The following is a 23,294-nucleotide window of genomic DNA, read 5'->3' as shown; positions in this document are numbered from 1 at the left end:
TGATGTTAAAACCGATAAAGTTAGAAGAGCAGCCATGTTAAAGAAATTCACCTTTTTGCCGCTTATTGCGCTCGGACTTATGGCTGTTGCGCCGGAAGTGTCTTCGGCGAAGGACCGCCGCGGAGAGCAGAATGCGGCGCGCGCACAAATGATGGCGGGCAAGGTGAAGTCTATTCGTTCAATCGAGAATCGAATTTTGCCAAGAATGGCCGGTAGTCAGTATATCGGTCCCGAATTTGATCCCAGTGCCCAAGTCTATCGACTGAAGTTCATTCGGGACGGGCGGGTGATCTTTGTGGATGTTGATGGTCGAACCGGTGCGGTTCTGAAACAGACCCGTTGAGCCATTTTGCGCTCATTTCAAATTTCTAAATCATTGTGCGTTTCCGGGATGGTGATATAGGCTATCCGGAATGAAAAGCTTTATTTCGGAGGACAAGCATGCGCGTCTTGATCGTTGAGGACGAACCTACGCTGGGACAGCAGCTCAAATCGACATTGGAAGCCAATGGCTATGCCATCGATCTGTCGGCAGACGGCGAAGATGGTCATTTCATGGGTTCAACCGAAGATTATGATGCGGTGATCCTGGATCTGGGCCTGCCGGAAATCGACGGCCTGACCGTGCTCGATCGCTGGCGCAAGGAAGAGCGTAACTTTCCGGTTCTGGTGCTGACAGCCCGCGATAGCTGGTCCGACAAGGTTGCGGGATTGGACGCAGGCGCGGATGACTATCTCGCCAAGCCGTTCCAAACCGAAGAATTGATTGCCCGGCTTCGCGCTCTAATTCGGCGCGCATCCGGCAATGCATCGTCAGAACTAACTGCAGGCGCTGTCCGTCTGGATACGCGGTCGGGCAAAGTGACGCTTGATGGCAGTCCAGTCAAAATGACGGCACAAGAATATAAATTATTGTCCTATCTGATGCATCACAAAGGAAAAGTTGTGTCCCGGACCGAGCTGATCGAACATATTTACGATCAGGATTTCGACCGGGATTCAAACACGATTGAAGTGTTTGTGACGCGCATCCGCAAAAAGCTGGGGGCGGAAGTGATTTCCACGATTCGGGGGCTTGGCTATAGTCTAGAGGATCCTGAAGCCTGAATGAATCAAGCCAGATAGACAGTCCGGTCGACGAAAAGGCACCGACACCCCATTCTCGGCTAGGCACACAGACCACCGGCTCGCTCGGCCGGCGGATGATCGGGATCGCTGCGGCGTGGATTGTGATCCTGCTGGTCGGTGGCGGTTTCGCGCTGGATCGGGTTCTCAACGACGCGGTGACCCGCAATTTCGACAATCAACTGGAATATGTTCTGACGGCGATGATTGCGTCTGCCGAAATTGGTCCCGATGGCGAGGTTTTTTTGAACCGGCCGCTGGGGGATCAACGATTTCTCGAACCCAATAGTGGTCTCTATTGGCAGATCAGCGGCGAGGGTCATGATGATTTTCCCTCCCGGTCGCTTTGGGATCGGACGCTGGAATCGACCATCACCCATGATGATCGAGTGACGCATATCTATGATAATCTGCAATTCCAGGATGAACCGCTGCGCTTGTTAGAGCGCACGATCATTCTGCCCGATTCTGACACCAAATGGCTGTTCCAAGTGGCGCAGAGCCGCGACGGACTGGATTCCCAGATATCGAACATCCGTTCTATCCTGATCAACAGCTTCTTGATTCTGGCACTCGGCCTGATCGGCATGGCGGCGTTGCAAACGCTTTATGGACTATGGCCGTTGCGGAAAATTCGCAGTGCCATCGCGGCGATGCGGACTGGCCAACAGCGCCGGGTCGTGGAGCCCATGCCGAATGAAGTTACCCCGATGGTCGACGAGCTTAACGCTTTGCTCGACCATAATGAGAAGCAGGCAGAGGAAGCGCGGCGGCATGCGGGCAATCTGGCCCACGCTCTCAAGACCCCTCTGACGGTCATCATGAACAGCGCTACCGCCAAGGCCGATGATCTGGCTGACACGGTGATCCGCGAAGCCGGTGTCATGCGGCGGCAGGTCGACCATCATCTTGCGCGCGCGCGGGCCGTTGGCCGGCGCGGCCATGCGCACAGCAGGGCCAAAGTCTGGCAAAGCCTGCAAGCGGTCGAGCGCGCTGTCGGGCGGCTCTATTCCCATGTGCGGATCGATATTGATGGCGACAAGGACGCTTTGGCGTCGGTCGAACGTCAGGATCTCGATGAAATGATCGGTAATCTCGTTGAAAATGCCGCCAAATATGGCGGCGGTAGCGTGTTCATCACCGTGGAAAGCGACGATGAATTTGTCGAATTGCAGATAGAGGATGATGGCCGCGGCATTCCTGAACAGGAGCGTCAGCGTATATTTGATCGTGGTGCGCGACTGGATAGCGGCAAGCCGGGGACCGGTCTTGGCCTCGCCATCGTCCGCGATGTCGCGGAAATCTATGACGGCTCGGTATCGCTCGAAGAAAGCGATGACCTGGGCGGTCTGTTGGTGCGGTTGCGGTTGCCGCGGCCGGAAGGGCAAGCCACCTGATGGTCGTTGCCTGCAAAACCCAAGGCTGATGTCCGATTCTGGATAAGTTGAACATCGCGATCATCGGCTGTGGGCCAGGGGGATTGGCCGCCGCTGTCTTCCTCAAGCGGCAGGGTCATGCCATCACCATTTTCGATCAATTTTCGGAACCGCTACCGGTTGGCTCGGGATTGTTGATCCAACCCTCTGGCCAATCTGTGCTCGATCAGTTGGGATTGCTGGACAGGATAAAGGCGCTCGCCAGTCCGGTGCAGCAATTGCACGGGATCTCCGTGGAAAAAAGCCGGCGCGCGTTGGATATGCAATATGCGCATAGCTCAGACGGCATATCCGCATTGGGCATACACCGTGCCAGCTTGTTTTCCGTTCTGCTGGATGCGGCCAAAGAAGCGTCTGTTCCGATCATCGCAAATAGCAAATTGACCAGGGTTGATGAAACAGAAAACTCTATCACACCGGTCTTTGAAAGCGGCGGTGCGACGGCTTCATTTGATTGCCTGATCGATGCCAGCGGTGCGGGAAGCCCGTTGGCTGGCGGGCAAGTACAGAGCCTGGATTATGGGGCTTTCTGGGCCACTGTCGATGTTCCGAAGCATCATGATATTCTGCCTGCGGCACTCGATCAGCGCTATTTTCGGGCCAATCAAATGGCCGGTATCATGCCGATCGGCTTGAATCCTGCGACGGGGAACCCCGGTGCGGCATTGTTCTGGTCGGAGAAACCTGAAAATGCCGACCGGCTGATCGCATCAGGCATCGATGCCTTCCGCAAAAACTATTGCAGTCTCTGGCCGGAAGCCGAACCATTTGTCGCGCAATTGCAATCGATCGAGGCGTTGAATCTCGCTGTTTATCATCACCGGACCGGCATGCCTTCATCATCGAATAGACTGTTCCATATCGGCGACAGCTGGCACTGCACCAGTCCACAGCTGGGGCAGGGTGCGAACATGGCATTGATCGATGCCGCTGCTCTTGCCAAGGCATTGGAACAATCCAGTTCGCTCTCCATAGCCCGCAAAAAATACCGGAAAGCGCGGATGGCACATATCAAACTATATCAGATGCTCAGCATCATTTTCACGCCGCTCTATCAATCGGATAGCCGGATCAAGCCGTGGATCCGAGACATGGTCATTCACAATTTTGCGAGATGGCCGATCATCCGGAACTTTATCGCGAAGACCGTTTCGGGAAAGCTGTTTCTGTCGCTCTAGGAACCAAAATTCTGGTGGATTAGTGCTGCGCGTGAGATTGTTCCTGCGCGTGATTGTCTAGGTCCATAGGTTGCAAATGGCCTTGATAGAGGATGATCCGTCCGATTACCGGCAAAGCGATATCAACGTCAAAATGGAATCTGCCGTCCGCCTCATATTCCCTGGCCTGGATTCTCGGTGCCAAGGCGAGCGGAAAACGCATGCCGAGAAAATAGGCTTTGCGCATATGCATCGACAGGCCGTCATTCGTGCGCCGCAATGCCATCGCAAAATTAAAGGGACCGAACCGTTCTGACAAGAGATTGCCCATCTGGCACAATGTGCTCGCAAATCTTTGCCCGTCGAAATTCCGGACCCAGGTTTCGACACCCTTTTCTTCTCTCATATGCACATGGGCCGGGAGATTTGTCCCAGAATCCGGGAAGCGAAACAGTCTGGCGACAAGAACGGCCAAGGCGTTGCGGCCTCGGATAACCTGCGTGCTGCCAATCATCCCGTGATCGCCGAGCACCTCATGTGCATATTGTACCGCAGGCGGAAGCAAATCAAAATCCTGCCCCATGACCCGCCGATAGAGATAATCCGATGCCGGTTGCTCGACAATTTCTGTCTGGATTGCATATCTGTCAAAATAAGGCTGAAATAGCTTGAGATCGAGAAGTCCGCTTGAACTTCGCGCACCAAATTCCAATTCACCTGATACTATCTTACGGGCCAACAAGGGCGCGGCAAGGGCGGGAATCCACATGCCATCGCCATTGTCGGCGATTACGGTCCATTTCCGTTCAAGGGCATTGGCTCCTAACCGTCCGAATAGACGAACTTCCATTGCCGACCGGTCGCCGCCAAAAATCGAGAAGAACCGCTGCGCAAGCAATGCCGGAAATGTGAAACGCGACAGGTTTTTCAGCCACCCCCAGACCACCGGCCAAGTGCAGATCCACAGAAGAAAATCCAGGACCCTGATATCGCTGCCGGCCCGAAATTCGCTGGCGGGTTTGCCGGCGTATCGGCTGGGCAGGCTGTCTAGGTCGGGCACGTCACAAAGCCGCACTGATCTGACATGCGGTCTAAGACCCTTTATCTGGTAAGAAACACGGCGGGTTTCTTGCAAGCCTGTCGCCTCTTCCGATTTTCCGCCACGCCAAATACTGATGTTCTTACCCGCATAGCTCAGGATCGCTTCGGTCACGGAACGGCTGGCATTCAATCTGTTGCTGGCGCTTAGGGACGTGCGGATCGCTTTGACGATATCCATATCTCTGGCCAAACAGTCTGTGATCGCGGTGCCGAGTGCAGGCAATGTGCTTGCGCCGGAAACTACGCAAGTCCGGGCCTCCTTCGCCTCGCGATTCAGTGATGAAATCCCGTTAACAAAGGCTCGGCCATCTGACAGGTCGAGATAGTGAATGCCAGCCTGGATGCAGGCTTTCGGAACATGAAAATCCTGCACCTGAAACGGCCCTGACGCATCGATCAACAAGCAAACATCAAGTGATCGCAGCCGATCCGCATCGATCTGTTCGCGGTCCAGCGCCATGGGCTGCATCGCCTCCGAAGAAAATTGCGCACAAAAGGCCGAGGCCTTCACAAGAGAACGCCCCGCCACCACAATGTTATGACCGTCTTCGGCCAACAATTGGCAGACTTTCGCGCCGAATCCACCATAGCCACCGATGACGACTATGCGCTTCATATGATTTTGTCCGAAAAGGACGGTTGATTGAGCCCACAGGCCTGGCGGCGGCCAAATATTCTGTAGCGGTGACGGGCAACCACCATGTAAATGGCATCTCTGATCGATCGCGGAACGAATCTGAGGATAGCGAGGACCCGCCACGGCCATCCCAAGCGATAGATTATTTGCAGGATTGCGTCAGATTTACCCCAGACACGCGATTGTTCTACCACCAAGAAGGTTTCATAATCATCGATGGGCATGTCGAGCGATTGGTATATCGCTTGGCCGATATTCCCTTGCGCAGGGGTGAGCCGAAAAATATTCTTGCGATCCATCCATGCCAGAATACGCATGGAACGCGAACATAAGACGCAATCACTGTCGAAGACGATAAGCGGTAGTTTCTTGGGAATGCGAACTAATTCTGGATGTCCCGTCAAATCCAAAGAGCGGGCCAGCATCGCCCTAACTCTCGCTGCGAATCCGTTCGTGGTGCCTGATCACTTCATCGATGATGAAACGCAGGAATTTTTCCGAGAATTCAGGGTCAAGATTGGCGTCGCTGGCAAGTTGACGAAGCCGGGTGATTTGTTCACGTTCCCGGTTACCGTCGGCAGGGGGCAGCTTATTCTTGGCCTTATATTCGCCCACCGCTTGCGTGACCTTGAATCGCTCGGCCAGCATGAACACCAGTGCGGCATCAATATTGTTGATGCTTTCGCGATATTGATTCAGCTTTTCGTCCATGATTCACCGTCCGGTTTCGGCCCGTCTCGCATTTCGCTCCACTTGTGTGGGACGCAACTGATATGGGTTTGATTTCACTTGCCTTATCCCTAGTGACTTGCCACATCCGGTGCAACATGTCAGCAACGGTCCATCATCTCGGGCGGGACACCGCGCCTTCACTCGAACCCATCATGTCATTGGTTGCCAGTGATATGAATCAGGTCAACAGCGTCATTCTGGACCGGATGCAATCCGATATTCCTTTGATTCCTGAACTGGCCGGGCATCTGATCGCCGGCGGCGGCAAGCGGATGCGCCCCATGCTGACCTTGGCGGCGGCGAAACTGATCGGATATGCAGGAAACCGCCATTTCAAACTGGCGGCTGCCGTGGAGTTTATTCATACTGCTACTCTGCTTCATGACGATGTTGTGGATGGGTCCGACCTGCGGCGGGGTAAAGCGGCTGCAAATTTGATTTTTGGCAACCCGGCAACGGTGCTGGTAGGGGACTTTCTATTCAGCCGGTCTTTTGAACTGATGGTGGAAGACGGCTCGCTCCGCGTGCTAAAAATCTTGTCCAACGCTTCGGCGGTCATTGCCGAAGGCGAGGTCAATCAGTTAACGGCGCAACGCAAGGTTGATACGAGCGAAGACCGTTATCTAGAGATTATCGGCGCGAAAACAGCCGCATTGTTCGCGGCGGCCAGCCGGATATCGGCCGTGGTTGCTGAATGTGGTGAGGAAATTGAACTGGCGCTCGACAGCTATGGCCGCAATCTTGGCATTGCCTTCCAGCTGGTGGATGACGCGATCGACTATTCTTCCGACAGCGAAACCATGGGCAAGGATGCCGGTGACGATTTCCGCGAGGGCAAGGTAACCCTGCCGGTGATATTGGCCTATGCGCGCAGCAATGAGGAAGATCGCAAATTCTGGAAAGATGCGATTATCGGGCATAAATCTTCTGATGAAGATCTGGCGCGAGCAACCGGTTTGTTGCACTCGACGGGCGCGATTGACGACACCATGTCGCGGGCCCGGCATTATGGCCAGCGGGCGATTGACGCGCTGGGAATCTTCTCTGCGGGCAAAGCCCGGGATGCAATGACCGAGGCGGTTGAATTTGCTATTTCCCGCGCCTATTAGAGCGGCGCAAGACAGGAACAGAAAATGGCAGCTCGAATTTACAAAAACCCGATGAATGCAATGCAGTCCGGTCAGGCTCTGACCGACAAATGGGTGCTGGAATTTGAACCCTCGGAAGCGCGCAAGGCTGACCCTTTGACCGGTTGGTCCGGTTCCGGCGATACGCAGCGGCAGGTGAAATTGAAGTTTAAGGATGCCGATGCTGCAAAGGCTTATGCCGACAAATGCGGGATTTCCTATTCTGTTGTGCCAACGCCGCAGAAGACGCTGAAACTGCAGGCCTATGCGGATAATTTCCGCTAAATTATAGCGTTTCTGCCTGAAGCAACAGCAGCAATTTCACATCAATGCCGGCGCCTTCGCCGCGTTTTTTCGCGATAAATTCGTTTAACCCCGCTACCGCCACGCGGTGGACGAGAATATTCTCTCCATCAACCCCGCCGCCTTCGCTGACCTTGCTCAAGCCGCTGGCTTTGAAAAGCGAAAAACTTTCTGACACCATGCCCGGTGACGAATAATATTCGCCGCAATCTTTCATCCGCTCTGCCCGATAGCCGGTCTCTTCTTCGAGTTCGCGGATGGCCGCGACCGAGGATTGCTCATCGGCATTGTCATCATGGTCGCCAACTAGCCCGGCCGGCAGTTCGATACAGTTTTTGCCCAGCGGAACGCGATATTGTTCGACCAGCAGGATATGACCATCATCAATCGCGAATATGACGGCAGCTCTGATGCCGCGGCTGCGAGAAACATATTCCCATTTGCCGTCGCGCTTGGCCGTGATGAACCGGCCTTCCCACATGGTTTCTACATTTTTGCTGTGGTCGTCGTTCAAAGTTCGATCAACCTGTCGGGCAGTTCATTCGGGTTCTGGTCCGATTTGGGGAAATGTTCGGACAGGACAATGCCCATCTGACGCACAGCTTCAGCCATGCCTTCTCCCGGCTTTCCGGCGCGCACCAGATCGATCATGCCAACCATGGCCTCGCCCCAGATGGCTGGCTCCACCTTGTCGACAATAGCGCTGTCCGCGACAATCTCCGCGCGATGTTCGCGCATCGAAAGATAGAGCAAGATACCTGTGCGCCCGACCGTACGATGGTCGGTAGAAACCCGGAACAAGGATATTGCCCGCTTGCGCACGCGGGCTTTCTTGATCGGCGACGGGATAAGGAAATAGAGCAATGGCTTCCAGATCAGGATTAGCCGTGTGCCGAAAAATTTTAGCGCGGCGAAAATAAACAATGCCCAATAGGGCAAAGCGCTTATGCCGCTCCAGCCGCCGGTCATCCAGTCGACAATATATAGATATTTCTCCGGAAACAGGCTGATGACCAGCAATGCGGTTAGCGCCACGAGGCCTGATATGGCCCAGGCAACATCGCCATAATGATCGGACTCGCCTGTGACGATGGTAACAATTTCGCCATCGGTGGTCTTTTCCGCCAGCGACACTGCAGAGGTGACAATCTTGTGATCGTCCGGGGTAAATTGGTTCACTTTTCCCATTACCAGCCTCCCGACGCGCCGCCGCCCCCGAAGCCGCCTCCGCCGCCACTGAAACCGCCGCCGAAGCCGCCGCCTCCGCCAAAGCCGCCGCTGCTGCTGCCGCCACCCCAGCTAGAGCCGCCACCGCCCCAGATCACAACGGGACCTGCGCCATGCCGATAGCGTTTGCCGCCGCGATTCGAGAACATCGGGATAATGACGAAGAAAATCAGAATGAAGCCCCAGAAGACCAGCAAGCCGATATTTTCTTTGTCACCCTCGCGGGATTGCTGGCCAATTTCCTGCGCGATGAGTCGTGCTTCCTCTTCGGGAAGAGTCAATTGGGTCGCAATGCGATCTACGCCGGCAATGATTCCACCGGCCATATTATTGTTGCGAAATTCCGGTAGGATGTCGTTCTGGATTATCATGGCCGACAGGGCGTCGGTCATAATGCCTTCAAGGCCATAGCCCACTTCGACGCGCACTTTGCGGTCATTGGGCGCGACGAGCAGGATCAATCCATTGTCTTTTTCCGTTTCTCCGACGCCATCCTGTCCAATGCCCCATGTGCGACCGAGCTGATAACCGTAGCTTTCAATATCATAGCCTTCGAGACTATTGACCGTGGCGACCACAAGTTGGCGATTAGATTGGGTTTCCAGCCCCGCAAGCTTTGCGGTGAGCTCAGCCTCTTGCGCCGGATCAAGCAGATTCGCCTGATCGACAACGCGGCCGGTGAGCTTTGGGAAGCTTTGTGAAAAAGCCGGGCTGGCGATCGCCAAAAAGGCGATCACCAAGCCCATAACGGCTGTTTTCAGTGACAGAGTAGATCGAACGGCAATCACTCCTAGAAGCTGACTTCAGGTGCTTCGTCAGCGCCTTCTGTCGTTGACGCAAAGGGTTCCATCGGCTCCGCACCATGTATGATCTTTGCGCCGATAATGTCCGGGAATGTTCGGATAGTTGTATTATATTGACGCACCGATTCATTGTAATCGCGCCGGGCGACATTGATCCGGTTTTCCGTGCCTTCGAGCTGGCTTTGCAGCGCGAGATAGTTTTGATTTGATTTTAGATCTGGATATTTTTCAACAACCACGCGCATGCCGCTTAGAGCTTGAGAGAGACCGTCTTGCGCCATCGTATAATTTTGCATGGCTCCAGCATTGTTCAAATCACCGGGATTGACTTGTATGGATGTAGCCTTCGCCCGTGCTTCAGTCACTTTGGTCAGAACTTCTGATTCTTGCGCGGCAAAACCCTTCACGGTTTCCACCAGATTGGGGATTAGATCGGCGCGGCGTTGATAGGTGCTTTCGACATCAGCCCATTTTGCTTTTGCATTTTCTTCTGCTGTCGGCACACTGTTGATTCCGCAGGCGCTTAGCGACAAGGCCACGGCTGGAACCACTAGAAATTTGATCAATTTAGTCGTCATGTTTGAAAACCCTCCATCCACACGGCAAGATGCCGCTCCACCCTGTAAAAATAGGTATCAATGGTGGCTTTTGCAACGACTTCGCTCGACAAAAAGTCATTTTTCATGCATTTACATGACGTTAGAAATGGGAAGGGATAAATTATGTTAAACGAGTTCAAATCATTTATTTTGAAGGGCAATGTGCTCGATCTTGCAGTCGCCGTCATTATCGGGGCTGCTTTTGCAACGATTACCACATCGTTGACCGAAGACGTCATCATGCCGATTGTCAGCGCGATATTTGGCGTTCCCGACTTCTCGGGCATGTTCATATTGCTGGGCTCACCGCCAGCCGATTTTGCCGGTGCAATGACCGACTATGCCGCGTTGAAAGAAGCAGGCGTTCCGATGCTCGGCTGGGGCCAGTTCCTCACCGTGGTGATCAACTTCATCATTCTCGCGTTCATCATCTTCATGATCGTGCGCTATGCAAGCAAAGCAATGGCCAAAGAGGAAGTGGAAGATACAGGGCCAAGTGAAATTGACCTGTTGACCGAAATTCGGGATAGTTTGAAAAAATAACTATCTGAGTTGATGTGGAATAAATTGGGCTCCTCTGGGAAGCAAACGGCTTTTGGCATGTTGCAACCCCGGAGGGGCTCTTTTTGTGTCTGTGCACTATTCATTCAGATATTTATCCCTATATAGGTCCTGTTCGTTTCGACGGACTATGGTGATAAATGATGGTGTGTAATAGACACAACGGACCCGGGGGCAGTACCCGGCGGCTCCACCATTTCAGGCGGTTTGCAGCAATGTAGGACGCTTTTGTTGATGGGGCCGAATTAGGATCGACGTGTGTTCAAAGGCTCTATTTTTACCCGGCCTGAGTATGCCGTGATTGCTCAAAACCTATAAGTGCAAATGATAATGAAGCACTCGCTATTGCTGCCTAACCCATTGACCTCACGGTTATAAGTTAGAAAGCTATGCGCGGTTGAACCCACCGGGCAACAGAAGGGAATTCAGCGGTTTGGAAGGCACCGGGCAACAGAAGCCTTCCACTTTATCTCTGACTCTTGAATGATATGCGGCGGCAGGGATCGGTTTTTGCCGATCAATAGTCGTTGCCGTACGTCCTGTGCAGTTCGATCGCTTCGATCATTTTGGCACCTGCCATGAAAACCGCGCCGGTTGCTGCCAGAAACAGCAATTTCCCGCCCCAGCCTGGATATTGGACCATATAGGCCTGACCGCGTGCCACCGCACCGGTGGCTAAGGCATAGGTGATGAGAAACGCCTCAAACTTGGTCTTGATTATGAACAGGCGTCGAATTTTTTTCCACATGTCACATGCCTAGCAAGCGCCATGCCAAGCTTAGAAATGCGCCATTTTTCTGGATTGAACAAGGTTAACTGTAAGTTAAACCGACAGTGAGCATGCGCGGCTAGCGCGTCAGCTCAGCCAATGCACAAATTTCTAGAAGATGGTTTCTGGCTCTGCCGATGATATCGTGCATCGCCGGATCGCACAGCTGTTCCGGATCCAGCGACTCCGGCCAGTATTTTCCGACAATTTCGGCCATCGCCTCGAGCTTCTCTGGCGTTGCCATGAAGCGCGGATCGACGGTGGCGGGGTCTGCGACAACCCGCAATCGAAGGCAGGCTGGTCCACCGCCATTGGCCATGGATTGCCGGACGTCGACCGGACACAATCGGCGGATCGGACCGTTGCCAGCGACAAGTTCTGTCAGATAGGCCCAGACCCGTTCGTTTTCTCGCGCTTCGCTGGGCAAGATAAGCGCCATGCCGCCTGCATCCGGCAGGGTCACCAGCTGCGCGTTGAAAAGATAGGATTTGATCGCATCTGCCAGGCTGACCTTATCGGCCGGAACAACGATAATCTCCGCATCCGGCATCATGGTCCGGATGTCGCTATAAAGCTTGTCGGGCTGTTCAAAGGCCTGTTCATGGGTGAACAAGACGCGCTCGTTGGCCACGGCAACCACATCATTGTGAAACGCGCCCGCAGCGATCGCTATTTCCGACTGTTGGGCGAATAGCGCGCGCTCTGCATCCAGGCCATGTTTGCGCGCCACGGCTTTGCTGGCGTCGATATGCTGGCGCGCCGGAAACGGGCCACCGCTTTTGCCATAGACAAATATCTCAAGGCCGGTTGCGTCATGGCCCGAACAAAGCCGCATATGGTTGGCGGCCCCTTCATCACCAAAAGGGGAGGGCACAGGGGCGTGCACAACGAAATGGTCGCTGTCTGCAAAAGCCAGTCGCAACTGCGCCAATGTTCCCGGCCATTCGTGGCTGCGATGCGGCATGGTTTGCAGATTGGCGACGGTGAGGTGGCATTTACCATCTGGCGCATCTGGTGCGGGAGAAATGGTGGCTGCATTGGCCGCCCACATCGAGGAAGCGGAGAAAGCCGCCGCGCGCATGTGCGGTTCGGCCGCAGCCGCTGTCGTTCCCAGGCTTTCCAGCCAAGCCGTGTTCGGACGATCCAGCGGCATGAAAAAGCCCTGCGTCAGGCCAAGGTCGATATTGTGCCGCATCTTGGCAATACCCTGGAGGGCCGCCTCGCGCGGATAAGCGGTTTCGCCAGCATTGTTGGACGATGCGATATTGCCAACGCTCAGCCCGGCGTAATTGTGGCTTGGTCCGATGATACCATCGAAATTAATTTCAACGAGACGGCTCATCGCGGAATATGCCTGATCATGTCGCCTACGCTCAATCCGAGATTCTGCGCCGCCTCTGCATCAATGGTCACGCCTTCGGCATTTTCTGTCACCATCGCATAAGTCGCCTGAAAACCCAGGAACGAGCCGTGGGATATGATCGATTTGGTGCTGCCATCTGCAATGTCGGTAATCGCCGCCGATTGGGAATTGCGGATGCTGGTTACATCATTGGTTTTTGCGATCATGGTTGGACCGCCGTCAAAAATGTCGACATAGCCATCATAAGAGAAATTCTCGTTTTCCAACATGCGCATAGCGGCCCGGCCGCTCGTGTGCGGCACACCGATTGAGGCTCGCGCAGATTCGCTGAGCATCGCAGTATAGATCGGATGTTTGGGCATCAGGTCGGCGATGAACTGGTTGCCGTGAATGGCGTTGAAATAATCGGCTTCCTGAAAGCTCATGCCAAAGAAACGTCCCGCAAGACCATCCCAAAAGGGAGACCCGCCGGCTTCGTCAATCACACCGCGCAATTCGGCAAAAATCTTGCCGCCAAAGCGGTTGCGATGTTCTTTGATGAACAAATAGCGGCTGCGGGCCAGCAACATGCCCAGGCCGCCAGCGCGCTCGCCGGGATGGAGGAATAGGCCGCCGACTTCGCTGGCCCCTTCCAGATCGGTGACAAGGCTTAGCATTTGCGCGCTGAACGTGCGGTCCAGCTCCTTGCTGGTTTGTGACAATGTGCTCAAACGATAGGAATAGAAGGGCCATGTCTGTCCCACTTTGGTGAATAGCTGAGACGTGCCCCGCACCGCGCCGGTCTCGACATTTTCCAGCACCATCACAAACAGATCATTGCCATGTTCATTGGTATCGCTCTGGTAGGCGCTTTCCGACCGTTTCAGCTTTTGCGTCAGGGAATCCCGATCCGCCGGCAGGTTGGTAAACCCGCCGCCCGTGAGTTTCGCCATTTCGTAGAGATGCTGCAGATCATCGACCCGCGCTGCGCGTATCCGGAAACTCATAATCCTCCTTTTTCGGCGATGCGCATGATCGTCAGCGCCGATAATTGTGTCCGCTCCACCAGACTGTCTGTGATCAAAAATTCATCCGCACTGTGGATAGCTCCGCCGCGGACGCCCATCGTGTCCACCACCGGAATGCCGCAAGCCGCGATATTATTGCCGTCGCAAACTCCGCCCGTGTCGCGCCAGTTGATATCAAGACCCAGATCGGCACCGCATTTCTTGACCAGGCCAAAGAGCTTTTGGGCTTGCGCATCGATCGGCTTGGGCGGGCGACCAAAGCCGCCGTGGCAATGAACATCAAGGTCATGCGCGCCCGCGATTTCGGTGAGTAATTTGTCCAGTGCGACTTGTGCCTGCGCCTGATCTTCAAGAGATTTTGGACGGAAATTGACGCGCAGGATTGCGTGGTCCGGAACGCTATTGTTCGGCCCGCCACCATCAATTTTTGCAGGATTTACGCTGAGACCTTCGCGGTGAAGTGCTTTCAAGCGCACAGCCATATCGGCTGCCGCGATCAGCGCATTGCGCCCCTCGTCGGGATTGCGGCCGGCATGGGCGCTTTTGCCGGTAAATATCACAGAGAAATTCCCGCTGCCGCCGCGCTCTCCGGCAAGCGTGCCGTCGGGCAGGGCGGGTTCATAGGTGAGGGCAGCCGTCTTGCCCTTCGCCAGTCGGGTGATCAGCGAAGCCGATGAACCGGAACCGACTTCTTCGTCGCTGTTGATCATCACATCATAGCCGATCCGGTCGGCAACATCGCTTTGCTCGAGCAATTGCAGCGCGCCGAGCATGACGGAAATGCCGCCCTTCATGTCTGCCAGGCCGGGACCGTTTAAAACGCCGGGTTCCAGTTCTTCTATCTGTTGAAACGGATGGTCGACCGCGAAGACGGTATCCATATGTCCGGTGAGCAAGATGCGCACCGAAGCGTCCGGGCGGACAGAGACCACTAGATGCTGTCCGCGCTGGATATGATCAATCACGCCGTTGGAGCGCACGACTTCTACCGGCTCGGGATCAACCAGCCGCACAGTTCCGGGTAGAACCGAAAACGAGTCGACCAGCATCTCCCCGACGGCCTTCAGGCCTTCGAGGTTAGTGGTGCCGCTGTTGATCTTCGCCCATTCAAGGGTCCGCGACAACAAAGGCAGTGCGCCGGCTTTGTCCAGCGTCTCTTGTTCCGGGAAGGAATTTGCTTTCATTTGAAACTGGTAGCATTTGTCACCATCCGATGTCACCCGCTGTGTTGCCAAGGAAATCCTGTCCTACATGGGCGTTGCAGAATATAGTCATCATATGGACTTTTTGAGAGAAGAGCCGCGGCCATTTTTGGAGGATTTTGATATGTATCGCAGCAAAGCGTTCGAAGCAGCCATCGTCGGATATAGCGCCAATCCAGTTCAGGAATTGGATCAAAAATCTATTTATTACAATTTGTTAATTCGGTTTCCATGGACAAGTTCGGCTTTGAAGCAGAATTTTCTTTGACTGTGTAAACTTTGTAAAGTTCGTCTCCGGGAATATGCTTTTCCGCCACTCCCATTGCCCATCCCATTTACAGGGCGAAAAAGAGCCGCCATAGACGGCTGCGATTCCTCCCCGGAAAATTTTGAAAACTTGCGGTGCGCCTTGTACGCTCCGGCTTAATGATTGGAACGAGGAAAAATTATGTCCGAATATGTCAGCCAGAACGGTGTCCAGATTGCGCAGGAACTGTTTGATTTCGTGAATGGTCAGGCCCTGCCGGGAACCGGTGTTGATGGTTCAACATTCTGGGCGGGCTTTGCAGAGCTGCTCGGTAAATTTGCGCCACGCAATGCGGAGCTTCTGGCCAAGCGCGAAAATCTGCAAGCGCAGATTGACGCCTGGCATATCGATCAGAAGGGGCGACCGATTGATCAGGCCGAATATCAGGCATTTCTAAAAGGCATCGGCTATCTGGTTGAGGAACCTTCCGCATTTTCGATAACAACGGAAAATGTTGATCCGGAAATTGCGACCATGGCCGGACCACAGCTGGTTGTGCCATCCCTCAATGATCGCTTCGTTCTGAACGCCGCCAACGCCCGCTGGGGCAGCCTCTATGATGCCTTTTATGGCACGGATGCACTCGATGCACCGCCAGCCAAAGCGGGAGGTTATGACCCGGAGCGGGGCGCGCATGTGGTCAAAGCGGCAAAAGCTTTTCTAGACGAAGCCTTTCCCCTCGCTTCGGGATCATGGATCGATTTTGCGGGCGGCGAGCTGGTCTTGGCTGATCCTTTGCAGCGGGTTGGTCGCAGTGGCCAGTCCATCTTGCTCCAGCATAATGGCTTGCATGTTGAAGTGGTGATCGATCCGGCGCACCCGATTGGCAAGGATGATCCTGCCCATATCGCGGATGTTCTGATGGAAGCGGCGCTGACGACGATTATCGACATGGAAGATTCCGTTGCGGCTGTGGATGCTGAAGACAAGGTCCTGGCTTATACCAACTGGCTAGGGCTGATGCGCGGCGATCTGGATGCTTCTTTCGAGAAGGGCGGCCGGACGATCGCGCGCAAGGCCAATCCGGATCGTGATTATACTGATAATGACGGGAAGCCATTCACGCTGCCCGGGCGTAGCTTGATGTTTGTGCGCAACGTCGGCCATCTCATGGCCAATCCAGCAGTGCTGCTCGCCGACGGACCGGAAGCACCCGAAGGCTTGCTCGACGGCGTGTTCACGAGCCTGATCGCGATGCATGATATCAAGGGGCTCGGCGACCTGCGCAACAGCCGCGCTGGTTCCATCTATATCGTGAAGCCGAAAATGCACGGACCAGAGGAATGCGGTTTTACCAATGACCTGTTCGACGCGGTGGAAGATTTGCTGGGGCTGGATCGCCACACGATCAAAGTCGGTGTGATGGACGAAGAGCGCCGGACTTCCGCCAATCTCGCTGCCTGTATCCATGCCGTGAAAGACCGGATTGTGTTCATCAACACCGGTTTCCTCGACCGGACTGGCGACGAAATCCACACCTCGATGCAAGGGGGCGCGATGCTGGCAAAGGGCGATATCAAGAATAGTGACTGGATCGCCGCCTATGAACAGCGCAACGTCGCTATCGGTCTGGCTTGCGGCATGTCCGGCAAGGCGCAGATCGGAAAAGGCATGTGGGCCGCACCCGACATGATGGCCGACATGATGGAACAGAAAATCGGTCATCCGATGACCGGTGCCAACACCGCCTGGGTGCCAAGCCCGACGGCTGCGACACTACATGCGATCCACTATCACCGGGTCAATGTGTTCGACCGGCAGAAAGAGGTCGCGGCTGATGGAATTGCTCCGCTCGATAAGTTGCTGACCGTTCCGTTGGCGGATGGCCATAATTGGTCGGACGCGGAAATTGAACGCGAACTCGACAATAATGCCCAAGGCATATTGGGTTATGTTGTGCGCTGGATTGATCAGGGCATCGGCTGCTCCAAAGTACCGGACATCAATGATGTCGGTCTGATGGAAGACCGCGCGACACTGCGAATTTCTTCGCAGCATATGGCCAATTGGATGCTGCATGGCGTCTGTTCGGCCGAGCAGGTCGATGCCGCCCTGCTGCGGATGGCGGCCAAGGTGGACGATCAGAATGCGGGTGATCCGCTCTATCGGCCAATGGCTTCAAATCCCGATGATAGCCTGGCTTTTCAGGCGGCCCGTGATCTTGTGTTCAAGGGGTGCGGGCAACCCAGCGGTTATACCGAACCGTTGTTGCATGCCTATCGGCGGAAGCTGAAAGCCAGCAACTAGGAAAGCAGTCTGGCGAGTTCCACAAATTCGGAAACCGTGAGGGTTTCCGGGCGGCGTGTGCTCTCGATGCCGGCTTGTTCCAGGGCATCAAGGCCACCGGGCAGCTTCTTTAGGCTTTGGCGCAGCATTTTTCGTCTTTGACTGAAGGCCGTCTGCGTCAATATCTCCAGCTTGGCAAAGTCCACGCCCTCGGGCTGTGGCTTGGGGATAAGATGGACGACCGCAGACATGACCTTTGGCGGGGGCGTGAAGGCCGAACGGTGGACGGTCATTGCGAGCTTCGCCTCGCTGCGCCACTGGGCCAGAATGGAGAGGCGGCCATAAGCGCTGGAACCCGGCTCTGCAACGATCCGGTCTGCCACTTCGCGCTGGAACATCAGCGTCAGTGACTGCCATTGTGGCGGCCAGTGCGGCGCGGACAGCCATTTGACCAGCAAAGCCGACCCGATATTATAGGGCAGGTTGGACAGAATATGAAACGGCCCATCGAACAGACTGCCATGGTCAAGGGCCAGCGCATCGTCGTTGATCAATTTCAGACGATCCGGGAAATATTCGGACAATTCTGTCAATGCTGGCAAGCAGCGTTCATCTCGTTCCACCGCGGTAACGCTGGCGCCCGCTTGCAGCAGCGCTTGGGTCAGTCCGCCCGGGCCTGGGCCGACTTCGAAGACATGCTGGTTCTCAAGATTGCCCGGGACCGCGGCAATCTTGTCCAGAAGCTGCATGTCGAACAGGAAATTCTGGCCCAGCGCCTTGCTCGCGGAAAGACCGTGTTTCTTGATCACCTCCCGAAGCGGGGGCAGGGCAACATGCTGTTTCAACTGTCGTGGATCTGTCGGTTGGCAACCGCGGTCGCTGCCATCTGGATCGCAGCAATCATAGACCTTGGATCTGCAATATTCTTTCCGGCGATATCAAATGCAGTGCCATGATCGGGAGAGGTGCGAACGATGGGAAGGCCAAGCGTGATGTTGACACCATCAAAAAAGTGGAGAGTCTTCAGAGGGACAAGTGCTTGATCATGATAGGGGCACAGCGCGACATCATATCTGATCCGTGCTTCTGCGTGGAACATCGTGTCGGCGGGCAGGGGATCGGTAATGTCCATGCCCTCTTGGCGGAGCTTATCAATTGCGGGTTGCATGATCTTTTGTTCTTCGTCGCCGAGATTGCCATTCTCTCCGGCATGCGGATTGAGGCCAGCAATCGCGATGCGCGGATTCACTATCCCAAAATTCCGGACCAGCGCTTTTTCTGCCACACGGGCCCGAGCGATGATCAGAGCTTCGGTAAAATGCGCTGGCAAATCTTTCAGCGCGATGTGGACGGTCATGGGAACCACACGCAAAGACGGGCCCGCCAACATCATCACAGCATTCTCCCGCGCTATGCCGCAGCGTTCCGATACAAATTCGGTTTGACCGGGATAACGAAAGCCGACCTGATAAAGCTGCGTTTTGGAAACAGGGGCGGTGATGACCGCGCCGGCATCCCCTGAGCGGGCCAATCCGCAGGCAATTTCAAGGGCGTGAAGCGAACATTGCGCTCCGTCCAAAGTTGCCTCTCCTGGCACCGCGGCGGCGGCTTCATGAATGTGGAATACGGGCAAGGCCGTGCCAAATACCGCGCTGGCTTGAGCCGGTTGATCGATTTTTTGAACCGGAACGTCAGCAAGATTCTCAAAATCGGCAATATTCCCGATCGTAAAAAAGGGTTTAAGGCCAGCCTCTGCTCGCTGTTTCCAGCTCTTGCCAATGATTTCGGGCCCAACACCGGCGGGGTCGCCGCAAGAAACTGCAAATGGCTTTGCGTTCCAATCCGCCATTAATTATATTCGATGATCGCGTCGCGTCTCAGGTCACGCAGGTAAATCTGCGCCCGTTTGTTGACCCGTTCATTCTCCAACCGAGACATGATGTCATCAAAGGACGGCGCGGAAGCGGTCAGGGGGTCATCGCGTCCGCAAAGAATAAGAACACGTACCCCGTCAGCGACCGACCCAAAAGGCTGGCTCGCCTGGCCGATTTGCAGATTTGCAATGGTTCCTTGCAAGGCTGCTGGAAGGTCACGCAATTTCACTTGATCATTATCGACTACGCTGGCGCCCAGTTGAGCGGCGACTTCATTGGCTGCTCCGCAACCCTTGATCGCCTGTGTCTCTGTCGCAAAACGGCCGGCTTGGGCGGAAGCTTGCGCTTCAGTGATGCCTGCAGGAAAGCTTATTGCCAGCTGTTTGAGGCTGAGCAGAGCATTGCGGGGATCAGCGGTAAGGACTTGGCGCGTGTCGATTAGGTAGAGGATAGAGAAACCGCCGGGTACTTCAACGGGGCCAACAACCTGGCCAACCTGCATCTGTCCAGCGGCATTTGCTAGAGTTTGAGGCAATTGAGCCGGCCGCACCCAACCGAGATCACCACCGGTCGCGGCGGTCGACGCTTCGGAAAATTGACGCGCATAGGCAACAAAAGAACCGCCTGCGCGGATTTGCTCCAATATTTTGGCCATATTTTCGGCGACTTGCTGTGCGGTTTCCTGAGAAGCCGACATATAGATTTCGCCGATCCGATATTCGCTCGTTCCCTTGGAGGCGTTCAATCGTTCAATGATGGTGTTGACCTCTTCATCACCGACATTGATGAAGGGTTGAATGTTGCGGCGGAGCAGGCGGCTCCATGCCAACTCGCCTTTTATCTGCCGTCTCAAAGTATCCGTCGAGGAACCTTGCCTGCGGAGATATTGATCAAATGCGCCAATGTCTTGCTTGAAATTCTGTTGCGCTACCTGACGGAAAGTGGCTTCGACTTCCCCTTCTGCAATGGTAATTTCATTGGCTTCCGCCTCCTGGATTTGCAGCGTTTCATCGATCAGGTTTCTCAGAACCTGAAGCCGCAGGCGCTGTTTCTCTTCGTCCGAAACTTCGCCGCCATTGGCTGCGACAATAAGGGCGAGACGATGGCCGACATCGGTTCCGGTTATGATATCGCCGTTAACAATCGCCGTGGCGCGCCGAACATTTGGGTCGTTTTTGCCAAATATTGTCAATTCGGTAGGAATATTCAATCCGGTTTGTGGGACGGAACTATCAGAAACGGTTTGGCTGACGGATGGCGATGCACCTGCAATGGCAAGCGCCGCGATCAACACAGCCTTGGTTTTGAAGCCCTGGATTTTGATATTCGATAAAATCATTTCTTGTTTCTTCTCAACTACAAAGAGTAAATTTCATGTTGCAAATAGCATATATCTGCTGAACCCAATATGAGCGGCATAGTCCGATTAAAAAACCCTCTACACGCCCAGATTGCGCAATGCCAGCCGGAACAGAAAAGTACTGCCACGCCGCGCATCGCCAGTGTCTTCATAATCGTAGCGCCACGTTACTCCCATCGATAGACAGCCATCGTCATAAGCCACACCAAGTCTATGTCTTACCGGCGCATAGCCATCCGCGATGGAGAGAGGATCTTCACTACGATCTGTCAGATCAACGATAGCAGAGCCAAACACAGACCAATATTTGTCAACTTGATACCGACCGCCAACGCGAATTTCTTCCCGATCTCTGAGATCTTCCAGTTGCGATCCGATATTGCGGTTCAAACGGAGATAACCGACTTGAGCATAGGTGCCCTTGGAACCGATGGTTGCGTCGATCTCGTTGCGTCGAACAGCAAGATTGTCTTTGTCCAGCCGGAATCGGTGGGTAAATTTGACGATGTCCTTGAACCGCACATTTGTGCGGCCAACAATGTCGGAGAAACGCTCGGAGAGACCTGTTCCGTCAGGAACAATATTGTTGTTGTTTGCTAGTCGATAGCTTTGGCCGACAATCATGTTGACCTTAAGATTGGGGCGATTGATTTCCCACTCCAACCCATAGGTCGCTCGAACATTGTCTTCGTAGCGGTCATGACCGGGAAATCGGTTGAGTGCGAAAAGATTTGTGTCTTCCAGATCAACGGAGCGGGCGTCTTCATTCGGAACCGAGAGATTCGCCAAGCCTGGTGTTGCGACAATTTGAAAACGGGGCGTTATTGTTTGCGTGCCGCCAAAGGCTTCACCGATCAAAGGCCATCTTACATCAATTGCGGCTGTTGCGATTGCACGGGCCTGCCAGCCACTTTGACCACGATAGATTGCGGTCTCGTTCAGTAAATTGTCATCGCTATGGTAAACATCACCGCGCGCAAACCCTGTAAAAGTGATCTCTTGCCCCATGTTGGTTAGCTTACGCAAATCCCATCGGGCTGACGCAAAGGCGCGTTGTGTATCTTGGCCTTCGCTTCGCCCGATCGCCAGGCTGTTTGCCCGCACTTCAAGTCGCCCGCCTAGGACGGGATCGTTGAAGCGCTGGCGATAGTCGATCACCGGTAAGGCGATTGGAACCCGGTTTTGCGGGTCGTTTGCCCGCAAGGTCTGAAAAGCCCAACCCGCCAAAGAAAAATAGCTATTGTTGCTGATCCGTTCCACATTGATTGTTGACCGAAGGCTATCATCATCACTGATATCATAGCGGCGCAGGAAGGTGCGATCAGAAACAATACGGGCTGATTGGGACACCGTCCATTTGTCATCCAGTCTAAACCGTCCGCTGGTCGCAAAATATCCGCGGAAATCCTCTTCGGCATTGGGCAACGCCTGAGATGCTCCGGTCGGAATGCGGGAGCCATAAGTGGCGTAGCCGGTTAGCTGGAAAGCGCCTTGTTGATCTAGATTGCGATAGGTGCCGCTGATCAGGGGGGCAACATCTGTAAAAATCTGCGCTGTGACCGTGGCATCCTGATTGGGCGCAATGCTGAAGTAATAAGGAACACTGACGCCGACGCCGTTTACGGTATCAAACTTAATGTCTGGAACCAAGATCCCGCTGCGGTTTTCGTCGGTTATGGGATGTGATAGGCCGGGCAACGGAATGACGGGCAATCCGAAAATTTCGACGCGAGCGCCTTGATATTTGACCCGTTTCTTGACCGGATCATAAAATACTTTGACCGCCTTTATTTGCCAACTGGGGTTTTGGGGGCATCCGTCTTCGGTGGTGACAGCACAGGCTGTATAAGCGGCATTGTCGAGCGCCAGCGATCCGTCCGCAAAACGTTCGCTCTTCCGCGCTGCCAAGCGGCTGCCATCATCCAGGACCAAGAGAAGATTTTCGACAGCGCCATCGCGCAGACTGTCGGTCAGTTCGATACGGTCGCCATAAGCCACATCACCATCAGGGCTAAAGGAACGAATACCGCCTTCTGCGACGACAGCGCCTGTTTTCCGGTTCCAAATAACCTGATCAGCCTGCAACTTATAGCCGTCGCGGTTGAGGAGCACATTTCCTTCTGCGGTGACGATGTCATTTTCGAAATCATAGTCAATGCTATCGGCACTGAATTCGATTTCATCCTTTTGAAGGTCGGGCGCATCGGTCGCAGTGCCCTGCGATTGTGCCAAAGCATTGGCCGGCGTCGCAGCGGCCAAAAACAGTATAGAAAGGGCGAGTGAAGATTTCATCGACTGGCTCAACTTGCTTATAGCCCCACTTTAGACAGCATCAAATATCGCACTGCCCATCTGCACTGCCCACCTTTCGAACGCCT

At 54.5% G+C, this 23,294-nt stretch carries 24 protein-coding genes and 1 other RNA gene; 10 read left to right on the top strand and 15 right to left on the bottom strand.

What is annotated here, in order from left to right:
* The first annotated feature begins 34 nt into the window (after nucleotides 1-34).
* The 4 genes from ABJV08_RS14515 (at nucleotide 35) to ABJV08_RS14500 (ending at nucleotide 3,739) form a co-directional block, all read left to right on the top strand.
* Nucleotides 35-343: a PepSY domain-containing protein gene (locus ABJV08_RS14515; protein ID WP_348037424.1), complete on the top strand. Its 309-nt coding sequence runs from the start codon at nucleotides 35-37 to the stop codon at nucleotides 341-343.
* 98 nt (nucleotides 344-441) lie between these two features.
* Nucleotides 442-1,107 carry a response regulator transcription factor gene (locus ABJV08_RS14510; protein ID WP_348037425.1) on the top strand — a complete coding sequence of 222 codons (666 nt, stop codon included), beginning with the start codon at nucleotides 442-444 and terminating at the stop codon, nucleotides 1,105-1,107.
* A gap of 95 nt (nucleotides 1,108-1,202) precedes the next feature.
* Nucleotides 1,203-2,522, top strand: coding sequence for a HAMP domain-containing sensor histidine kinase (locus ABJV08_RS14505; RefSeq protein WP_348037427.1), 1,320 nt, complete (start codon nucleotides 1,203-1,205; stop codon nucleotides 2,520-2,522).
* A gap of 47 nt (nucleotides 2,523-2,569) precedes the next feature.
* Complete coding sequence (locus ABJV08_RS14500) at nucleotides 2,570-3,739, top strand: NAD(P)/FAD-dependent oxidoreductase (RefSeq protein ID WP_348037428.1); 1,170 nt, start codon at nucleotides 2,570-2,572, stop codon at nucleotides 3,737-3,739.
* Nucleotides 3,740-3,758: 19 nt separating this feature from the next.
* On the opposite strand, the gene ABJV08_RS14495 is transcribed toward ABJV08_RS14500, so the two are convergent.
* Genes ABJV08_RS14495 through ABJV08_RS14485 form a run of 3 tightly spaced genes read right to left on the bottom strand, consistent with a single transcriptional unit; the run spans nucleotide 3,759 to nucleotide 6,167 of the window.
* The gene (locus ABJV08_RS14495) at nucleotides 3,759-5,435 is read right to left on the bottom strand and encodes a DUF4166 domain-containing protein (protein WP_348037430.1); all 1,677 of its coding nucleotides are present in this window, start codon (nucleotides 5,433-5,435) and stop codon (nucleotides 3,759-3,761) included.
* A complete protein-coding gene (locus ABJV08_RS14490; RefSeq protein ID WP_348037432.1) occupies nucleotides 5,432-5,881 on the bottom strand; it encodes a DCC1-like thiol-disulfide oxidoreductase family protein in 450 nt (149 codons plus the stop codon). The genes ABJV08_RS14495 and ABJV08_RS14490 overlap by 4 nt, the downstream gene beginning before the upstream one ends.
* Nucleotides 5,882-5,885: 4 nt before the next feature.
* Entirely contained in the window at nucleotides 5,886-6,167 is a 282-nt protein-coding gene (locus tag ABJV08_RS14485; protein WP_348037434.1) for a chorismate mutase, read from the bottom strand.
* Between the two features lie 116 nt (nucleotides 6,168-6,283).
* On the opposite strand from ABJV08_RS14485, the gene ABJV08_RS14480 reads away from it, so the two are divergent.
* Together ABJV08_RS14480 and ABJV08_RS14475 are read left to right on the top strand one after the other, a co-directional pair.
* The gene (locus ABJV08_RS14480) at nucleotides 6,284-7,297 is read left to right on the top strand and encodes a polyprenyl synthetase family protein (protein ID WP_348037436.1); all 1,014 of its coding nucleotides are present in this window, start codon (nucleotides 6,284-6,286) and stop codon (nucleotides 7,295-7,297) included.
* A 24-nt stretch (nucleotides 7,298-7,321) separates the two neighbouring features.
* On the top strand, nucleotides 7,322-7,600 hold the full coding sequence (locus ABJV08_RS14475; RefSeq protein ID WP_348037438.1) for an NADH dehydrogenase ubiquinone Fe-S protein 4: 279 nt from the start codon (nucleotides 7,322-7,324) through the stop codon (nucleotides 7,598-7,600).
* Between the two features lies 1 nt (nucleotide 7,601).
* Here the strand turns inward: ABJV08_RS14475 and ABJV08_RS14470 are convergent, their stop codons facing one another.
* Genes ABJV08_RS14470 through ABJV08_RS14455 form a run of 4 tightly spaced genes read right to left on the bottom strand, consistent with a single transcriptional unit; the run spans nucleotide 7,602 to nucleotide 10,226 of the window.
* Entirely contained in the window at nucleotides 7,602-8,099 is a 498-nt protein-coding gene (locus ABJV08_RS14470; protein ID WP_348037480.1) for an NUDIX hydrolase, read from the bottom strand.
* Nucleotides 8,100-8,128: 29 nt separating this feature from the next.
* On the bottom strand, nucleotides 8,129-8,806 hold the full coding sequence (locus ABJV08_RS14465) for a hypothetical protein (protein WP_348037440.1): 678 nt from the start codon (nucleotides 8,804-8,806) through the stop codon (nucleotides 8,129-8,131).
* Entirely contained in the window at nucleotides 8,806-9,591 is a 786-nt protein-coding gene (locus tag ABJV08_RS14460) for a TPM domain-containing protein (RefSeq protein ID WP_348037442.1), read from the bottom strand. The genes ABJV08_RS14465 and ABJV08_RS14460 overlap by 1 nt, the downstream gene beginning before the upstream one ends.
* A gap of 44 nt (nucleotides 9,592-9,635) precedes the next feature.
* Nucleotides 9,636-10,226 (bottom strand): LemA family protein, encoded by a 591-nt coding sequence (locus tag ABJV08_RS14455; protein WP_348037444.1) that lies wholly within the window; start codon nucleotides 10,224-10,226, stop codon nucleotides 9,636-9,638.
* Nucleotides 10,227-10,370: 144 nt separating this feature from the next.
* Here ABJV08_RS14455 and mscL point away from each other — a divergent pair, with 144 nt between their 5' ends.
* On the top strand, nucleotides 10,371-10,790 hold the full coding sequence (gene mscL / locus ABJV08_RS14450) for a large conductance mechanosensitive channel protein MscL (protein WP_348037446.1): 420 nt from the start codon (nucleotides 10,371-10,373) through the stop codon (nucleotides 10,788-10,790).
* A 93-nt stretch (nucleotides 10,791-10,883) separates the two neighbouring features.
* Nucleotides 10,884-11,274, top strand: a transfer-messenger RNA (tmRNA) gene (gene ssrA, locus ABJV08_RS14445).
* Nucleotides 11,275-11,325: 51 nt separating this feature from the next.
* Here ssrA and ABJV08_RS14440 read toward each other — a convergent pair.
* The 4 genes from ABJV08_RS14440 to ABJV08_RS14425 form a co-directional block, all read right to left on the bottom strand.
* Nucleotides 11,326-11,556, bottom strand: coding sequence for a hypothetical protein (locus tag ABJV08_RS14440; RefSeq protein WP_348037448.1), 231 nt, complete (start codon nucleotides 11,554-11,556; stop codon nucleotides 11,326-11,328).
* Between the two features lie 100 nt (nucleotides 11,557-11,656).
* Nucleotides 11,657-12,919 carry an N-succinylarginine dihydrolase gene (locus ABJV08_RS14435; RefSeq protein ID WP_348037450.1) on the bottom strand — a complete coding sequence of 421 codons (1,263 nt, stop codon included), beginning with the start codon at nucleotides 12,917-12,919 and terminating at the stop codon, nucleotides 11,657-11,659.
* On the bottom strand, nucleotides 12,916-13,926 hold the full coding sequence (locus ABJV08_RS14430; RefSeq protein WP_348037452.1) for an arginine N-succinyltransferase: 1,011 nt from the start codon (nucleotides 13,924-13,926) through the stop codon (nucleotides 12,916-12,918). The genes ABJV08_RS14435 and ABJV08_RS14430 overlap by 4 nt, the downstream gene beginning before the upstream one ends.
* Entirely contained in the window at nucleotides 13,923-15,131 is a 1,209-nt protein-coding gene (locus ABJV08_RS14425; protein ID WP_348037454.1) for a hydrolase, read from the bottom strand. The genes ABJV08_RS14430 and ABJV08_RS14425 overlap by 4 nt, the downstream gene beginning before the upstream one ends.
* 16 nt (nucleotides 15,132-15,147) lie before the next feature.
* Here ABJV08_RS14425 and ABJV08_RS14420 point away from each other — a divergent pair, with 16 nt between their 5' ends.
* Both ABJV08_RS14420 and ABJV08_RS14415 read left to right on the top strand, forming a co-directional pair.
* Nucleotides 15,148-15,417, top strand: a complete 270-nt coding sequence (locus tag ABJV08_RS14420; RefSeq protein ID WP_348037456.1) for a hypothetical protein — start codon at nucleotides 15,148-15,150, stop codon at nucleotides 15,415-15,417.
* Between the two features lie 180 nt (nucleotides 15,418-15,597).
* Nucleotides 15,598-17,703: a malate synthase G gene (locus ABJV08_RS14415; protein ID WP_348037458.1), complete on the top strand. Its 2,106-nt coding sequence runs from the start codon at nucleotides 15,598-15,600 to the stop codon at nucleotides 17,701-17,703.
* On the opposite strand, the gene rsmA is transcribed toward ABJV08_RS14415, so the two are convergent.
* The 4 genes from rsmA to lptD form a co-directional block, all read right to left on the bottom strand.
* A complete protein-coding gene (gene rsmA, locus ABJV08_RS14410) occupies nucleotides 17,700-18,491 on the bottom strand; it encodes a 16S rRNA (adenine(1518)-N(6)/adenine(1519)-N(6))-dimethyltransferase RsmA (protein WP_348037460.1) in 792 nt (263 codons plus the stop codon). The genes ABJV08_RS14415 and rsmA overlap by 4 nt on opposite strands.
* Nucleotides 18,492-18,523: 32 nt before the next feature.
* The gene (gene pdxA / locus ABJV08_RS14405; protein WP_348037462.1) at nucleotides 18,524-19,531 is read right to left on the bottom strand and encodes a 4-hydroxythreonine-4-phosphate dehydrogenase PdxA; all 1,008 of its coding nucleotides are present in this window, start codon (nucleotides 19,529-19,531) and stop codon (nucleotides 18,524-18,526) included.
* A complete protein-coding gene (locus ABJV08_RS14400) occupies nucleotides 19,531-20,895 on the bottom strand; it encodes a peptidylprolyl isomerase (RefSeq protein ID WP_348037464.1) in 1,365 nt (454 codons plus the stop codon). Before ABJV08_RS14400 ends, pdxA begins: the two co-directional genes overlap by 1 nt.
* Before the next feature lie 99 nt (nucleotides 20,896-20,994).
* Nucleotides 20,995-23,208 (bottom strand): LPS assembly protein LptD, encoded by a 2,214-nt coding sequence (gene lptD / locus ABJV08_RS14395; protein WP_348037466.1) that lies wholly within the window; start codon nucleotides 23,206-23,208, stop codon nucleotides 20,995-20,997.
* Between the last annotated feature and the right edge of the window lie 86 nt (nucleotides 23,209-23,294).

Source organism: Parasphingorhabdus sp. (assembly GCF_039982395.1).
Taxonomy (GTDB): Bacteria; Pseudomonadota; Alphaproteobacteria; order Sphingomonadales; family Sphingomonadaceae; genus Parasphingorhabdus.
This window is presented reverse-complemented; position numbering and strand designations above follow the sequence as displayed.

Excerpts from the sequence above, each read along its gene's own strand:
- ABJV08_RS14440 (WP_348037448.1), bottom strand. The coding sequence starts at position 11,556 with ATGTGGAAAAAAATTCGACGCCTGTTCATAATCAAGACCAAGTTTGAG.
- ABJV08_RS14400 (WP_348037464.1), bottom strand. The coding sequence starts at position 20,895 with ATGATTTTATCGAATATCAAAATCCAGGGCTTCAAAACCAAGGCTGTG.
- ABJV08_RS14515 (WP_348037424.1), top strand. The coding sequence starts at position 35 with ATGTTAAAGAAATTCACCTTTTTGCCGCTTATTGCGCTCGGACTTATG.
- ABJV08_RS14425 (WP_348037454.1), bottom strand. The coding sequence starts at position 15,131 with ATGAAAGCAAATTCCTTCCCGGAACAAGAGACGCTGGACAAAGCCGGC.
- ABJV08_RS14505 (WP_348037427.1), top strand. The coding sequence starts at position 1,203 with ATGATCGGGATCGCTGCGGCGTGGATTGTGATCCTGCTGGTCGGTGGC.
- ABJV08_RS14460 (WP_348037442.1), bottom strand. The coding sequence starts at position 9,591 with ATGGGCTTGGTGATCGCCTTTTTGGCGATCGCCAGCCCGGCTTTTTCA.
- ABJV08_RS14455 (WP_348037444.1), bottom strand. The coding sequence starts at position 10,226 with ATGACGACTAAATTGATCAAATTTCTAGTGGTTCCAGCCGTGGCCTTG.
- ABJV08_RS14415 (WP_348037458.1), top strand. The coding sequence starts at position 15,598 with ATGTCCGAATATGTCAGCCAGAACGGTGTCCAGATTGCGCAGGAACTG.
- ABJV08_RS14510 (WP_348037425.1), top strand. The coding sequence starts at position 442 with ATGCGCGTCTTGATCGTTGAGGACGAACCTACGCTGGGACAGCAGCTC.
- pdxA (WP_348037462.1), bottom strand. The coding sequence starts at position 19,531 with ATGGCGGATTGGAACGCAAAGCCATTTGCAGTTTCTTGCGGCGACCCC.
- ABJV08_RS14480 (WP_348037436.1), top strand. The coding sequence starts at position 6,284 with ATGTCAGCAACGGTCCATCATCTCGGGCGGGACACCGCGCCTTCACTC.
- ABJV08_RS14465 (WP_348037440.1), bottom strand. The coding sequence starts at position 8,806 with ATGGGAAAAGTGAACCAATTTACCCCGGACGATCACAAGATTGTCACC.
- lptD (WP_348037466.1), bottom strand. The coding sequence starts at position 23,208 with ATGAAATCTTCACTCGCCCTTTCTATACTGTTTTTGGCCGCTGCGACG.
- ABJV08_RS14485 (WP_348037434.1), bottom strand. The coding sequence starts at position 6,167 with ATGGACGAAAAGCTGAATCAATATCGCGAAAGCATCAACAATATTGAT.
- ABJV08_RS14495 (WP_348037430.1), bottom strand. The coding sequence starts at position 5,435 with ATGAAGCGCATAGTCGTCATCGGTGGCTATGGTGGATTCGGCGCGAAA.
- ABJV08_RS14435 (WP_348037450.1), bottom strand. The coding sequence starts at position 12,919 with ATGAGCCGTCTCGTTGAAATTAATTTCGATGGTATCATCGGACCAAGC.
- ABJV08_RS14490 (WP_348037432.1), bottom strand. The coding sequence starts at position 5,881 with ATGCTGGCCCGCTCTTTGGATTTGACGGGACATCCAGAATTAGTTCGC.
- ABJV08_RS14475 (WP_348037438.1), top strand. The coding sequence starts at position 7,322 with ATGGCAGCTCGAATTTACAAAAACCCGATGAATGCAATGCAGTCCGGT.
- ABJV08_RS14470 (WP_348037480.1), bottom strand. The coding sequence starts at position 8,099 with ATGTGGGAAGGCCGGTTCATCACGGCCAAGCGCGACGGCAAATGGGAA.
- mscL (WP_348037446.1), top strand. The coding sequence starts at position 10,371 with ATGTTAAACGAGTTCAAATCATTTATTTTGAAGGGCAATGTGCTCGAT.
- ABJV08_RS14430 (WP_348037452.1), bottom strand. The coding sequence starts at position 13,926 with ATGAGTTTCCGGATACGCGCAGCGCGGGTCGATGATCTGCAGCATCTC.